At 68.2% G+C, this 14506-nt stretch carries 9 protein-coding genes; 4 read left to right on the top strand and 5 right to left on the bottom strand.

The genetic code is table 11. From position 1 onward, the window contains the following. The first annotated feature begins 46 nt into the window (after positions 1–46). From ptsP to AC5QAB_RS07350, 4 genes are all read left to right on the top strand, one after another. A complete protein-coding gene (gene ptsP / locus AC5QAB_RS07365; RefSeq protein ID WP_197561111.1) occupies positions 47–2557 on the top strand; it encodes a phosphoenolpyruvate--protein phosphotransferase in 2511 nt (836 codons plus the stop codon). Then, positions 2554–3510, top strand: a complete 957-nt coding sequence (locus AC5QAB_RS07360) for a 1-phosphofructokinase family hexose kinase (RefSeq protein WP_100450075.1) — start codon at positions 2554–2556, stop codon at positions 3508–3510. Before ptsP ends, AC5QAB_RS07360 begins: the two co-directional genes overlap by 4 nt. Before the next feature lie 86 nt (positions 3511–3596). Further along, entirely contained in the window at positions 3597–5303 is a 1707-nt protein-coding gene (locus tag AC5QAB_RS07355) for a fructose-specific PTS transporter subunit EIIC (protein WP_197561112.1), read from the top strand. Between the two features lie 13 nt (positions 5304–5316). Beyond that, positions 5317–6570, top strand: a complete 1254-nt coding sequence (locus tag AC5QAB_RS07350; RefSeq protein WP_032959029.1) for a carbohydrate porin — start codon at positions 5317–5319, stop codon at positions 6568–6570. A gap of 113 nt (positions 6571–6683) precedes the next feature. On the opposite strand, the gene AC5QAB_RS07345 is transcribed toward AC5QAB_RS07350, so the two are convergent. The 5 genes from AC5QAB_RS07345 to AC5QAB_RS07325 are packed head-to-tail and all read right to left on the bottom strand — an operon-like array spanning position 6684 to position 14501. After that, entirely contained in the window at positions 6684–7529 is an 846-nt protein-coding gene (locus AC5QAB_RS07345) for an aldose epimerase family protein (RefSeq protein ID WP_197561113.1), read from the bottom strand. Next, the gene (locus AC5QAB_RS07340) at positions 7519–8556 is read right to left on the bottom strand and encodes a glycoside hydrolase family 43 protein (protein WP_075076923.1); all 1038 of its coding nucleotides are present in this window, start codon (positions 8554–8556) and stop codon (positions 7519–7521) included. Before AC5QAB_RS07340 ends, AC5QAB_RS07345 begins: the two co-directional genes overlap by 11 nt. 16 nt (positions 8557–8572) lie before the next feature. Then, positions 8573–10057: an MFS transporter gene (locus tag AC5QAB_RS07335; RefSeq protein WP_164165578.1), complete on the bottom strand. Its 1485-nt coding sequence runs from the start codon at positions 10055–10057 to the stop codon at positions 8573–8575. Between the two features lie 59 nt (positions 10058–10116). Then, positions 10117–12810 (bottom strand): glycoside hydrolase family 3 protein, encoded by a 2694-nt coding sequence (locus AC5QAB_RS07330; protein ID WP_495233260.1) that lies wholly within the window; start codon positions 12808–12810, stop codon positions 10117–10119. Continuing rightward, complete coding sequence (locus tag AC5QAB_RS07325) at positions 12807–14501, bottom strand: family 43 glycosylhydrolase (protein ID WP_197561125.1); 1695 nt, start codon at positions 14499–14501, stop codon at positions 12807–12809. The genes AC5QAB_RS07330 and AC5QAB_RS07325 overlap by 4 nt, the downstream gene beginning before the upstream one ends. Positions 14502–14506: the final 5 nt, after the last annotated feature.

The following is a 14506-nucleotide window of genomic DNA, read 5'->3' as shown; positions in this document are numbered from 1 at the left end:
GGAACGTTCCCAATATGCCCAGCCATCCTTTTGCCGGAGCCGCCCTTTGTCGCCCCAGACCTTCCCCTCCCCCGTCAGCCGGGAACTGATCCGCCTGGACGCGCGGGCGCAGGACAAGACCGATGCGATCGCCCAGGTCGCGCAGATGCTGGTCGCGGCCGGCTGCGTGGCGCCGGGGTACGAGGCCAGCATGGGACGGCGCGAAGCGCTGGCCAACACCTTCCTCGGCCATGGCGTGGCAATCCCGCACGGGCTTGGCGAGGACCGCCATCTGGTGCGCCGCGATGGCATTGCCGTGCTGCAGTTGCCGGAAGGCGTGGAATGGAATCCGGGGCAGGTCACCCGTCTGGTGGTTGGCATCGCTGCCCAGTCCGATACCCACATTACCCTGCTGCGCCGCCTGACCCGGCTGATCCAGGATGAGGCAACGCTGCAGCGCCTGTTTGCGACCACCGATGCGGGTGAGATCGTCAACGCGCTGACCGGCGACATTGCGATCACGACCACCCAGGTACCGGCCACCGATCTGGCCGAGCGCTTTGACTGGACCATTGCCTACCCCAGCGGCCTGCACGCGCGCCCGGCCACGCGCTGGGCAGAGACGGCGCGCCGCTTTGCGGCCCGCGCCCAGGTGCGTGCCGGCGACCAGGCAGCGGACGCCAAGAGTCTGGTCGCGCTGCTGCAACTTGGCCTGCGTCATGGCGATGCCGTCAGCGTGTCTGCCGAGGGGCCGGATGCCCCTGCCCTGCTGACCGCGCTGCGCAGGGTCATGGAGGACCTGGTGGGACAGGAAAAGGCCGACGCCGAACGCGCAGCACAACGAAAGGCCACGCCGGTGGCAGGCTGGAATCCGCCCGAGGCACAGGCTGCCATCGTCGGCATCGGTGCCAGCCCTGGGCTGGCAATCGGCCCGGTGCATGTATTGGCCAGCACGCAGGCCGAGGTCGCCGATCGCCCGGCCCCGCTCGGCGAAGGCGGGGCGCGTCTGCAGGACGCGCTCGCACGTACCCGCCAGCAGTTGGCCGCGCTGCAGGATGACACCCAGCGCCGGCTTGGCGCCTCGGACGCCGCCATCTTCAAGGCCCATGCCGCGCTGTTGGACGACACCGACCTGATTACCCGTACCTGCCAGCTGATGGTCGAAGGCCATGGCGTCGCATGGTCCTGGCACCAGGCCATCGAACACATCGCCTCGGGCCTGGCCGCGCTGGGCAACCCGGTGCTGGCCGGGCGCGCCGCCGACCTGCGTGACGTTGGCCGCCGAGTGCTGGCGCAGCTTGATCCGTCGGCCGCCGGTGGCGGCCTGGCCGACCTGCCCGCGCACCCGTGCATCCTGATCGCGGCGGACCTGTCGCCGTCCGACACGGCCAACCTCGACACTACCCGCGTGATTGGCCTGGCCACCGCGCAGGGCGGGCCGACCTCGCACACCGCCATCCTCTCGCGCACCCTCGGCCTGCCGGCGCTGGTCGCCGGGGGGGGCGAGCTGCTCGCGATCAGCGCCGGTCGCGAGGCGATCATCGACGGCAGCAGCGGGCGGCTCTACCTGTCTCCGTCCGAGGCCGACCTCGCCTCGGCGCGCGCGTGGATCGCCGAACAGCAGCAGATCCGCGAGCGTGAAGCGGCGCAACGTGCGCAGCCGGCACAGACGCCGGACGGCCACCGCATCGACATCGGCGCCAACGTCAACCTGCCCGAGCAGGTGCCGCTGGCACTAGAGCAAGGCGCGGAAGGCGTCGGCCTGATGCGCACCGAATTCCTGTTCCTTGAACGTGGCAGTACGCCCAGCGAGGATGAGCAGTACACCACGTATGTGGCGATGGCCAAGGCACTCGGCGGCCGCCCACTGATCGTGCGTGCGCTCGATATCGGTGGCGACAAGCAGGTGGCGCACCTGGAGCTGCCGCATGAGGAAAACCCGTTCCTGGGCGTGCGCGGCGCGCGCCTGCTGCTGCGCCGGCCGGACCTGCTGGAACCGCAGCTGCGTGCGCTGTACCGCGCGGCGAAAGACGGCGCGCGCCTGTCCATCATGTTCCCGATGATCACCTCGGTGAGCGAGCTGGTCGCACTGCGCGCCATCTGCGAGCGCCAGCGCGCAGCACTGCAGGCGCCCGGGGTACCGATCGGCATCATGATCGAAGTGCCGGCCGCTGCGGCGCAGAGCGATGTGCTGGCCCGCCACGCCGACTTCTTCTCGATCGGTACCAACGACCTGACCCAGTACGTGCTGGCGATCGACCGCCAGAATCCGGAACTGGCCGCCGAGGCCGACAGCCTGCATCCGGCCGTGCTGCGCGCGATCCGCGCCACGGTGGAAGGCGCACGACTGCATGGGCGCTGGGTGGGCGTCTGTGGCGGGCTGGCCGGCGATCCGTTCGGCGCACTGCTGTTGGCCGGCCTGGGCGTGGACGAACTGTCGATGACCCCGAACGACATCCCGGCCGTGAAAGCACGCCTGCGTGGCAGCGCGCTGGCCGATCTGCGAACGCTGGCTGCGACGGCGCTGGACTGCGAAACCGCTGAGCAGGTGCGTGCGCTCGATGGAGCGCGCGCATGAGTTCCCGCGCCGTCACCATTACCCTGAACCCGGCAATCGACCAGACCGTGCGGCTGGCGAACCTGCAACCGGGTCACGTGCATCGCGCCCGCAGTTCCCGCGACGACGCTGGGGGCAAAGGCATCAACGTGGCCGCCTGCCTGGCAGACTGGGGCGTGCCGACCACTGCGCTGGGCGTGCTCGGCGATGGCAACGACGGCGTGTTCAGCGCACTGTTTTCCGATCGGGGCATCGCAGACGCGTGTCTGCGCATTCCGGGCCGTACCCGCACCAACATCAAGCTGGTGGAAGATGCCAACGGCGAGACCACCGACATCAACCTGCCCGGCCTGTCACTGTGCGACGCCGATCTGGACGCGGTATCGCGCCGACTCGACGCACTGCTCCAGCCGCAGCTGCCGGTGGTGCTGTCCGGCAGCCTTCCGTCCGGGCTGCAAGCCGATGCATGGGCCCGACTGCAGGCGCAGGTGCGCGCCGCCGGCGCGCGCGTACTGCTGGATACCAGTGGCGACGCGCTTGCCGCGGCGTTGAGTGGTGCACAGGGTGCACTGCCCTACGCGGTCAAGCCCAACCGCCATGAACTGGAGGCCTGGGCCGGCACGCCGCTGCTGGATCGCAGCGCCCTGCGCGCCGCGGGCCGGGCCCTGGTCGAACGCGGAGTTGCACTCGTAGCGATCTCGATGGGCGCCGACGGCGCGCTGTTCATTGATTGCAGCGGCGCCCTGGTCGCACGACCGGCGCGACTGGCGCAGGGCAGTACGGTCGGTGCCGGCGACGCCATGGTCGCCGGCATCGCCGCCGCCTTGTTGGAGCCCTCCCCCGACCTGGCCAGTTGTGCGCGACTGGCCACGGCGTTCTCGATGAGCCGGCTGGAGAGTGGCGACGCGCGACGGCTGGACCCGGCGCAGGTGCGCGCGTGGGCCGGCGATGTACTGATCGAGCGGTTGGATTGAAACCCCTGCAGAGGGAGCTGCGGCTGGCCTTGGGCCACCGATCGCCCCTGCTGCAAGGACGAACCCGAAGAATTCCAGGAGTTGCCATGCAAGCTTCCACCGTAGTCATCGCCGCTGGCGAACGCAGCATCGAGGCCGTTCTTGCCGCCGAAGCGCTGCGCCGCGCCGCACGCCAGCAAAGGGTCGAATTGGCGATCGAGATCCGCAGCGATCAGGGCGTGACCGGGGCACTGCCCGACGCGCAGGCTGCCGCCGCAACGCAGCTGCTGCTGGTGGGTGACGGCGAGGCGGACAGCGCCCGCTTCGGCAATGCCCAGATCGTGCGCGCCGGTCTCGGTGAAGTGCTGGACGACCCGCTCGCCGTGCTGGCGCAGCTCGCCGCAGCATCGGCACCCCCTTCCAGGGATGACGCGGGCAAGCGCATCGTCGCCGTCACCTCCTGCCCGACCGGCATCGCCCACACGTTCATGGCGGCCGAAGGCCTGCAGCAGGCGGCCAAGGCACTGGGCCACGCGATCCGGGTGGAAACCCAGGGCTCGGTCGGCGCCCAGGACGCGTTGAGCGACGACGAAATCGCCGCCGCCGACCTGGTGCTGATCGCCGCCGACCGCGAAGTCGATCTGTCGCGCTTTGCTGGCAAACGCCTGTTCAAGAGCGGCACCAAGCCGGCGATCAATGACGGCCAGAACCTGATCCGCAAGGCGCTGGCCGAGGCTGGCGTGCAGACCGGCAGGGTGGCTTCAGGTCGCACCACCGAGAAGGCCAGGGTCACCGGCCCCTACAAGCACCTGATGACCGGCGTGTCGTTCATGCTGCCGTTCGTCACTGCCGGCGGCCTGCTGATCGCACTGGCGTTCGCGCTCGGCGGCATCTATGCCTTCGACGATGCACACAAGGGCACGCTGGCCTGGTCGCTGTTCCAGATCGGCGCCAAGTCCGGCTTCATGCTGATGGTGCCGGCACTGGCCGGCTACATCGCCTACTCCATCGCCGATCGCCCGGGCATCGCCCCGGGCATGATCGGGGGATTGGTGGCAGTCAACATGGATGCGGGCTTCATCGGCGGCATCCTGGCCGGTTTCATCGCCGGCTACGGCGTGCATTGGATCAACCGTGCGCTGCGCCTGCCGCGCAGCCTGGAAGGCCTCAAGCCGGTGCTGATCCTGCCGGTGCTGGGCACGCTGCTGGTCGGCCTGTTGATGATGTATGTAATCGGTACGCCGGTGGCTGGGCTGCTGGCCTGGCTGACCGACTGGCTGCGCGGCATGCAAGGCAGCAGCGCGATCCTGCTTGGCCTGCTGCTGGGCGGCATGATGGCGGTGGACATGGGCGGACCCGTCAACAAGGCGTCCTACGCCTTCTCCACCGCATTGATTTCCAGCCAGGTCTACACGCCGATGGCGGCGACGATGATCGGCGGCATGACGCCGCCGCTGGGTATCGCACTGGCGACATGGCTGTTCAGTAGCCGCTTCACTGCCGAGGAGCGTGGCACGGCCGGTGCCGCTGGCGTGCTTGGCCTCAGTTTCGTGACCGAAGGCGCGATCCCCTATGCCGCGCGTGATCCGCTGCGCACCATTCCGGCGCTGATCCTTGGTTCTGCCGTGGCCGGTGCGATTTCGATGGCCGCAGGCGTCGAACTGAAGGTGCCGCATGGCGGCGTGTTCGTGCTGCCGATCCCGAACGCAGTCACCCACCTTGGCATCTACCTGCTGGCACTCGTGGCCGGCGTGGCCGTCACCGCGGTCGCGCTGCGCGTGCTCAAGAAGCCGGTCACGGCTCCCACCCTGTAAAAGGAACCCGCCCATGACCTCCCCTTCCCGCCGCCTGCTGCCGACAGTGATCCTGCTGGCCCTGCCATCACTGGCCGCAGCCGCCGACGCGAGCGACGTCTTCGCTCCTAAGCTCGCCTACACCGGCGAAGCGGCCGCCACGCTCGACGGTGGCAAGCGCAGCGGCACGGCCTATGCCGGCCAGCTGATGTTCGGTGCCGACGTGGACCTGGACGCGGCGTTTGGCTGGCGAGGTGCGACGGTCAAGGCCTACGGCATCAACCGCCATGGCACCAATCTCGCCAACAGCAGTACAGGCAACAGCACCTCGGTGCAGGAAATCTACGGCGGCCAGGGCACGCGCCTGGCCAACCTGACCCTCGAACAGAAGTTGTTCAACGACCGGTTGGTGCTGGAAGCAGGGCGCAGCGTCGCCAACATCCACCACCTGGGTTCGGACCTGTGCCAGTACTTCCAGGGCAACTCGGCCTGTGGCAACCCGACCTACGTATTCCGCACCAGCAGTTTCACCTGGTGGCCGGTATCGAGCTGGATGGCCGATGCCACGGCCTGGGTGACGCCCGATGTCTATGTCCGCGTCGGCGCCTACCAGGTTGATCCCAGCCAGGCCGAGGATGGCCAGCATGGCCTGAAGTGGAATACGAACCAGGCCACCGGCTGGATCGTGCCCTACACGATCGGCTGGCGCAGCCCTGCTTCGGCACGACTGAAAGCCCGCTACGAACTCGGTGGTTGGCAGGACAACTCGACCTATCGCGATCCGCTGCGCGATGCCAACGGCATTCCCGCGCTGCTCAGTGGCCAGGAGTACGCGACGCGTCACGGTCGCTCCGGTGCGTTCGCCCGCTTCGAGCAGCAGCTCACCAGTAATGGTGCCGGCCGCGGCCTGACCCTTTTCGGTGCGGCGCTCAAGGGCACCTCCGGCCAGTTGATCGAGGATCATTTCCTGCAGGCCGGGCTGGTGCAGAAAGGCACGTTCGCCCGGCGGCCGCAGGACAGCATCGCTTTCGTCGTGACCCAGCAGAAGTACAGCAGCATCGCGCTGGAAGACCTGCGCCTCGCCCGCGCCGCAGCCGGTGGCAGCGGCACCCCGCACGGGAGCCAGGTGATGATGGAGCTGAGCTACGGCATCCAGCTCACCCCGCAGCTTCGTGTTGCACCGAACCTGCACTACATCGTGCACCCCGACCAGTTCAATGAGCCCGCACGCCAGCACGACCTGCCGGATGCGCTGATCGCGGGCATGCGGATCGACTGGAACCTGTAGGAAATGTCAGGTGGTCCTGGGGCGCGGCCCGTGTCAGGCACCGGGTCCACGGCCGGTCCAGGCGGCGTACCGACCGCCCGGCACCCGGGTGATCGCCTGCCCTGGCCGGGGTTTCAGGTGCTGTCCGCCGCCCACGCCAGTTCGAATGTCAATGCGAGGCGCTGGCCGGGCTCCAGCCGGTGCGGTGCCAGGGTGTAGCCATCTGGCGGGCCGCTCTGCGGCTCGACACAGGTGGCGTGCGGCGTACCATCGTAGACCACCCAGTGGTCGTGGTCCGACCTCAGCCGCAGGTGCTGGCCTTCGCGTATCAGCGTGACGTCACCGTCGGCGATGAAGCAGTCATCCCAGGGGCCGGTGGTGGGCTCCACGCGGGGCAGCGTGGCAATACCTTCCCTGTCCCGCGGATACATCAAGCGAGGACTGAACAGCAGTCGTTCCGGCTTCCGGAACCAGGGGTGCCAGCCCAGCACCGCCGGCATCGCCTGGCCGCCGGCCTGGACCGAGAGGTCCATCTGCAGGCTGTGAGCCTGCAACTGCAGGTCCAGCACGGCAGCGCCACCGAAAGGCCAGTAGCCGTCGCTCGGCAGCTCCAGCGACAACCGGGCTGCCGCCGCGTCCAAGCGGTCGATCCGCCAGGGTCGCGAGAAACCCACCCCATGGATGGCGTGCCCGTCGAAGTTGAGCGGCAGCCGATGCGGCCTGCCGTCAAAATGGAACTGTCCACGGCGGATGCGCCCGGCCCACGGCACCATCGGGTAGCAGCCCCACGCGATCGCCGCCGGGCCTGCCTGCTGCGCATCCACCAGCCATTCCACGCCCCGGTAGCGCAGGTGCGCCACGCGCCCGCCCGCCCCTGCGGCTAACGCAACCTCCAGTTCGCCGCACCTCAGCCAGTGCAGCTCGCCGGCTGGCAGCGGAGCCAGCGCATCATCCACCGGCAGCATCCGCTCAGGCCCCATACGGGTTGATCGTGCGGATGCTTCCGTCCGGCTCCATGTGCAGCGGCGTGCACTTGGCCGAGCGCAGGTGGGTGATGCCGCCGGACATCAGTGCATCGTGATAGAACAGGTACCACTGGCCTTCGAACTGGCAGATGGAGTGGTGGGTGGTCCAACCGACCACGGGGGTGAGGATCACGCCAGCGTAGGTGAACGGTCCATACGGGCTGTCGCCGATGGCGTAGCACAGCTGGTGGGTGTTGCCAGTGGAGTACGACAGGTAGTAGCGACCCTGGTACCTGTGCAGCCACGGACCTTCGAAGAAGCGGCGCGCATGGTCGTCCGCGCGCAGCGGCTGGCCATGCTCATCCAGGATCTGCACTTCGCGGGTGGGTTCGGCCAGCTCGGTCATGCCGGCATCCAGGCGGCCCACGCGCGGGCCCAGCGCCGGTGCGCTGCCCTCGGGCTCCTCGTGGGCCTCGCTGTACTGGTTGTCACGATACTTCTGCAGCTGCCCGCCCCATATGCCGCCGAAGTACAGGTAGTGGCTGCCATCCTCGTCTTCGAACACGGCCGGGTCGATCGAGTACGCACCCTTGATCGGCTCCGGCTGGGGCACGAACGGGCCCTCCGGCCGCGTACCGATCGCCACGCCGATGCGGAACCGGCCCTCGGCATCCTTGGCCGGGAAGTAGAGGTAGTAGCGGCCATCACGGCAGGCGGCATCGGGGGCCCACATCTGTTTCCGGGCCCAGGGCACGTCGCGCACATGCAACGCCATGCCGCAATCGACGGCCGTGCCGTCGGGCGTATCCATCTTCAGCACATGATAATCCTGCATGCCGAAGTGGCCACCTTCGTCGTCGAATGGCTGGCCGCCGTCGATGTCGTGCGACGGATAGATGTACAGGCGCCCCTCGAACACGTGCGCCGAAGGGTCGGCGGTATAGATGTGGGTCACCAGTGGTTGCGAAATGGCGTGCGCGGTGAGCTGCGCAAGACGGGCTTCGCTGGCCTGGCCGTCTTCGCCGGCAGAGAGGTCGATCATGGTCGTCATCTTGGGGTTACGCGGAGGCGTCGGCGGAACGGCGACGCAGGTGGAGGTCCTGCTCGATGCGGGTTTCGGTGCGCTTGTCGATCCTGTAGAAGACCAGCAGCGCCACGGCGAGCAGGAAAGGAAGGGAGCAGTAGACGCTCACGGTCAGGCGGATGCCCTGCACCACGGCCTCAGGCTGCTGCGCCAGGCCGGCCTGGTAGCCGTAGTGGGCGAGGATCGCGGCGACCAGCGCGCCGCCCACGCTGAGGCCGATCTTCAGCCCGCACAGCATCGCCGAGAAGATGATCGCGGTTGCCCGCCGATGGTTCTTCCACTCCGAGTAATCCGCGACGTCGGCGATCATCGCCCACAGCAGCGGGATGGTGATGCCGTAGCAGAAGCCATGCAGCATGAAGGCGCCGAACGCCACCGCCACCGCCGTGGGTGGAAACAGGTAGAAGGCAAGCAGGAACAGGGTCGAGACAAACAGGGCGCCACCGAAGACGTCGCGCTTGCCGAAGCGGTCCGCCAGCCGTCGCGACGCGCCGATACCCAGGATCATGCAGAGGATGCCGCACGCGTTGAACAGGCTGAACGCCGAGGTGGCCGCGTCCTTCGGCCAAGTGAACGCCGCGAAGCCGGCGCTGGCCAGCGCAGCATTCAACGCGCTGACCAGGCCGTTGAACCCCGAGTTTTCAAGGAAGCCGGCGAGCGCCGCTTCACTCATGTAGTACTGGAAGTAATAGATGTAGGTACCGCCCTTCAATGCCAGGTTGATGAACACCAGCACGGTCAGGGCCAGCATCACCTGCCACGGGCGGTTGTGCAGCAGGTCCGACAGGTCCTGCACTATGCCGCCGGTCTGTTCGCGCGTCGGCACGATGCGTTCGCGGGTGGTGGCGAACGTGATCAGGAAGAACGCCGTGCCGATGATGGCGAATGCGGTCATGACCTGCTCGAAGCCGCGCACCCGGTCGCCGTCACCCAGGATCAGCACCAGCGGCATCAGCAGCACCTGGATGATGAACTGCGCGATCATCACGGCCACGAAGCGGTAGGCCGAAAGGCTGTTTCGCTGGGCCATGCTGCCGGTCAGCACGCCGCTCAGCGCCGAGTACGGCAGGTTGTTCGCTGCGTACACGCACACCAGCAGCGCGTAGGTGGCCAGTGCATAGATCACCTTTCCGCGCTCGCCCAGGTCCGGCGTGCTGAACGCCAGCAGGGACAGTACGCCAAAGGGAATGGCCGTCCACAGGATCCACGGCCGGAAGCGGCCCCAACGGGTGGACGTCCGGTCAGCCGCGATGCCGATCAACGGCGTGAACACGAACGCACCCAGCAGGCCCACCACGAAGATGATCGTGGCCGCGGTCGCAGCTGGCAGGCGGTAGACGTCGGTGTAGAAGAACGCCAGGTAGGTGATCAGGGTCTGGAAGATCAGGTTGGCGGCGAGATCGCCCAGGCTGTAGCCGAGCTTCTCGCGTACCGATAGCGCGTGTTCAGTGCTTGCCATGCAGCGGACGTCCTGGAAAAGGGATCTGGGCGGAGGGAAATCGATGCCGGCGAGAGCGATCAGTCATGCGCGGACACCACCGTGAACCTGCCCTGCGCGCGTGCATCGGCACTGGACGCCCCCACCCTGACCTCGTAGGCACCGGGCCGCACCTCATACGCGGCGCGCGCTTCGTCATAGTGGCGCAGGGCCTGCGCTGCCTCCAGGGTGAACGTCACCGTGCGGCGTTCGCCCGGGGCCAGATGGATCCGCTGGAAGCCGCGCAGCTCCTGCACGGCATCGCCGCTGCCAGCGTGCTCGCGCCGCACGTACAGCTGCACCACTTCGTCACCGCTGCGCGTGCCTGCGTTGGTCACATCGACCGCAACGCCCAGGCGGCCATCGGCGCGGAGGCTGCCTGCATCGAGGCGGAGCGTTCCATAGTCGAACCGCGTGTACGACAGGCCGTGACCGAACGGATAAAGCGGCGTGCCGCGGAAGTAGCGATAGGTGCGGCCCTCCATGGCGTAGTCGTCGAATGCCGGCAACGCTTCGCTGGCCTTGTAGAACGTCACTGGCAACCGGCCGGCGGGATTGACGTCGCCGAACAGCGCCTGGCCGACGGCGGTGCCGCCGCGCTGCCCGGGGTACCAGCTCATCAGGATCGCCGGCAGATGCGACTGCGCCCAGTCCACGGCAACGGCCGAGCCGCCGGTGAGCACCATCACCACCGGCTTGCCGGTAGCGTGCAGGGCCTCCAGCAGGGTGCGCTGCGGCGCGGGCAACCGCAGGTCGGTACGGTCGCCACCGGCAAAGCCCGGATAGTTGACCGTCATTTCCTCGCCTTCGACATCGCCGGTAAGGCCACCGACGAACACCACCGCATCGGCTTCGCGTGCGGCATCGAGCGCTTCATCGAACGGCGCCTTGGCGCCGGGCATGCGCCAGCCCAGGCGCACGCCGGCATCGCGCTCGTCGTCGTAGTACTCCAGCGTCAGCGCGTAGGCACGCCCGGCCTGCAGCTCCAGTTCGATGCCCTCGGCATGGAGGCGATCTGTGTTCACCCAGTGATCGATCACGCGCTTCCCGTCCAGGTACAGGCGGTAGCCATCATCGCCGGCCACCTCCAGCCGGTAGCGGCCGGACACGGGTGGCAGCAGTTGGCCGCTCCAGCGGATGCTGAAGCGGTCGTTCGGGATCCCCTGCCCCGGTGCCGCTTCGCCGCGTGCCAGCAGGTTGTCGGTCGGCGAGCCGCGGTCCCAGCGGAAGCCGATCTGCGCGTCGGTACGCACCAGGGCCGGCGTACCGGACAGGTCGGGCGTGCGGAAGTACTCGCCACGCAGGCCACGCTCGGGCGAGTCCGCCGAAGGCCGCAGGAAGGTCGGCTCGATCAACGGCGTGGCACCGGGATCGTCGCGGCCCTCCACCAGGTCCACGCCGCGGGCATAGCGAACCTCGACGCCCTTGGCCGCCTCGCGTATGCCCTGCAGGATTGTGACCGGCGCGGCCGGTGTGCCGAAGTAGTTGCCGAGCAGCGCCATGGTGTCGTCGGCAGTGGGTCCGACCACGGCAATGCGCTTGATGTCGCGTGACAGCGGCAGGATGCCGTCGTTCTTCAGCAGCACCAGCGACGCCTGCGCGGCCTTGAGCGCCAGCGCATCATGGGCCGGGGCCTGGTTCACCGAGGCCGGAATGCGCGCCCAGCGCACCCGCTCCGGCGGGTCGAACATGCCCAGGCGCATCCGTGCGGTGAACAGACGGGTCACCGCATCGTCGATCTCCGCTTCGCTGATCAAACCCTGACGCACGGCCGACGGAAGCGTGGCGTACTCCTGGCCGCATTCCAGCTCGGTGCCATTCCTGACCGCCAGCGCCGCAGCGGCTTCGCGCGTGGTCACGATATGGTGGTGCTTCCAGATGTCGACGATGGCCCAGCAGTCCGAGACCACGTAGCCCTTGAAGCCCCAGTCGCGTCGCAGCACATCGCGCAGCAGGAAACGGCTGGCACTGGCGGACTCGCCGTACACGCGGTTGTAGGCGCCCATCACAGCATCGACGTCGCCCTCCTTGACCAGCGCCTCGAATGCCGGCAGGTAGGTGTCATACAGGTCGCGCCGGCTGGGCCGTGCATCGAAGTGATGGCGGTCGGCCTCCGGCCCGCTGTGGACGGCCAGATGCTTGGCGGTGGCGTCCAGCTTGCGGTAGACGGGGTCGTCGCCCTGCAGGCCACGTACGAAGGCCACGCCCATGCGCGCGGTGAGGTACGGGTCCTCGCCATAGGTTTCCTGTCCGCGGCCCCAGCGCGGGTCGCGGAAGATGTTGACGTTCGGCGACCAGAAGGTCAGCCCCTGGTAACGGCCGTGCGCGCCTTCGCGGAGGAACTGGTGGTGCTTTGCGCGGGCCTCATCGCTGATCGTCGTGGCCACCTGCCCCATCAACGGCACATCGAAGGTCGCGGCCAGGCCGATCGCCTGCGGAAAGACCGTGGCCTGCCCTGCCCGTGCCACGCCATGCAGTCCCTCATTCCACCAGTCGTAAGCGGGCACACCCAGGCGTTCGATTGCCGGCGCGGCGTTCTGCATCTGCGCGGCTTTCTCTTCCAGCGTCATCTGCGCGACGAGTGAGGCAGCCCGTTGCTCGAAGCTGGCCGAAACGTCCAGCCAGGGCCGCGGCGCGGCTGCGGATGCGGCCGCCGCGATGCAGGTCAGAACGAACACAGTGAGCCCGCGGCGCAATGTGCGGCGACGGGCGTTGGACGACAGCGACAGCCTCATTTGCTTCTCCCGGTGCGCTCATCGCGCGCGAAGGGACCCAGCAGTGCGCCTACGAATCCGCCTGCCCGGTCCGTGCTCAGAACGGTGCCATCCACCTTGCCTGCAAGCAGTTGCCAGCCCTGCCCGTCGCCGGTATCGAACGAGAACGCGTAGTCGCCCTCGTTGCCGGCGATCTTCAGGCGCAACGCATCCGGTGCCCGCACCTCGCGGGTCGCCACGATGCGCGTACTGCCACCGCCATCACGAACTTCCAGGAAGAGCGAAAGTCGCTCGTCCGGAAGGCTGCGAACGCCAAGGAAGTACCAGTACGCCTCGCTCTGGAACGCCGCCAGGCCGGCCGCCACGCCAGGCCCCGGCCGGCTCATCGCGGCGCTCGCCTCGAAGCGCAGGTGCTGCTGGCGTCGGCCAAGGAACGCGGGATTGCGCAGCGTGTCCAGATCCTCGGCAAGCGGGTGCACGGCCAGCATTCCCGGGCGCGTGGCCAGGTCGGCCCAGGCGTGCTTGGGCACCCGCACGCGCAGCCACTGGCGATCGAGCCTCGGGCCATCGAAGTTGTCGCGCTCGACGAAGTTGCCGGTCGAGGGGGCCTGGGATGCCTCGCCCTGCATCCACGACGGCGCCTTGACCACATAGGGGATGGGCTGGTCGGCCGGCAGGATCCGTGGCCAGCCGTCCTGCCAGCGCACCGGCAGCAGATAGGTCTCGCGCCCGGTGTTGTAGTGCCGCGTCTGATAGTTGCGGCTGGCCAGGAACACCGCCCACCACGAACCGTCCGGGCCTTCGACCAGGTCGGCATGGCCGGCATTGGTGATCGGTAGCGGTCGGTCGTCGGGCAGCTCGCGCTGGGTCAGGATCGGATTGCCCGCGTAGGGGACATACGGGCCCCACACGGTGCGGCTGCGCAGCACCACCTGGGAGTGCTGCGGCCCGGTGCCGCCTTCGGCATCGGACAGGTAATACCAGCCTTGGCGCTTGTAGATGTGGGGGCCTTCGATCCAGATCGGGTTCTTCGCCGGCTCCACGCCCGCTTCGACCAGCACCCGGCGCGGCCCGACCGGCTTGAAGGCAGCCAGATCGATCTGCTGCATCCAGATGGCGCGGTGCCCGTCGTAGCGCGGCGGGCCGGGCGGTGCATCGTTGTTGACCAGGTACACCTTGCCGTCGTCATCGAAGAACAGTGATGGATCGATGCCATCGATGCCGGGCAGCCAGTGCGGATCGGACCACGGACCGGCCGGGTCGCGTGCGGTGGCAATGAAGTTGCCGCCACTGTCGGTGGCCGTGGTCACCACGTAGAAGACCCCATCGTGGTATTCGATGGTGGGCGCGAAGATGCCGCGCGAGACGCTCAGCCCGTCGAAATCCAGCTGCGTGGCGCGGTCGATCACGTTGCCGATCTGCTTCCAGTGAACCAGGTCGGCACTCTCGAACACCGGAATGCCCGGGAAATAGGTGAAGCTGGAATTGACCAGGTAGAACCGGCCGTTCGCGCTCACGATGCTGGGATCGGCATGGAAGCCGGCCAGCACCGGATTGCGGTAGTGGCCGGCCGGCAGCGGCGTGTCGAAGGCCGCGTCGTGGCCGCGGTATTCGAACCAGTCGAAGTACACCGGCGGTGCGTCCGGCGGCGCGCTGGCCGGGCTGGTTGCGGCCGACAGCAGGAGTGCCGCCGCCAGCAGGTGGCACGCCATCGACC

This window comes from Stenotrophomonas sp. YJH_SMC_127, from assembly GCF_059372445.1.
This window is presented reverse-complemented; position numbering and strand designations above follow the sequence as displayed.

Bases quoted from the DNA above. Each gene is read 5' to 3' on its own strand.
- AC5QAB_RS07360 (WP_100450075.1), top strand. From the start codon at position 2,554: ATGAGTTCCCGCGCCGTCACCATTACCCTGAACCCGGCAATCGACCAG.
- AC5QAB_RS07345 (WP_197561113.1), bottom strand. From the start codon at position 7,529: ATGGGGCCTGAGCGGATGCTGCCGGTGGATGATGCGCTGGCTCCGCTG.
- AC5QAB_RS07340 (WP_075076923.1), bottom strand. From the start codon at position 8,556: ATGATCGACCTCTCTGCCGGCGAAGACGGCCAGGCCAGCGAAGCCCGT.
- AC5QAB_RS07355 (WP_197561112.1), top strand. From the start codon at position 3,597: ATGCAAGCTTCCACCGTAGTCATCGCCGCTGGCGAACGCAGCATCGAG.
- AC5QAB_RS07335 (WP_164165578.1), bottom strand. From the start codon at position 10,057: ATGGCAAGCACTGAACACGCGCTATCGGTACGCGAGAAGCTCGGCTAC.
- AC5QAB_RS07325 (WP_197561125.1), bottom strand. From the start codon at position 14,501: ATGGCGTGCCACCTGCTGGCGGCGGCACTCCTGCTGTCGGCCGCAACC.
- AC5QAB_RS07350 (WP_032959029.1), top strand. From the start codon at position 5,317: ATGACCTCCCCTTCCCGCCGCCTGCTGCCGACAGTGATCCTGCTGGCC.
- AC5QAB_RS07330 (WP_495233260.1), bottom strand. From the start codon at position 12,810: ATGAGGCTGTCGCTGTCGTCCAACGCCCGTCGCCGCACATTGCGCCGC.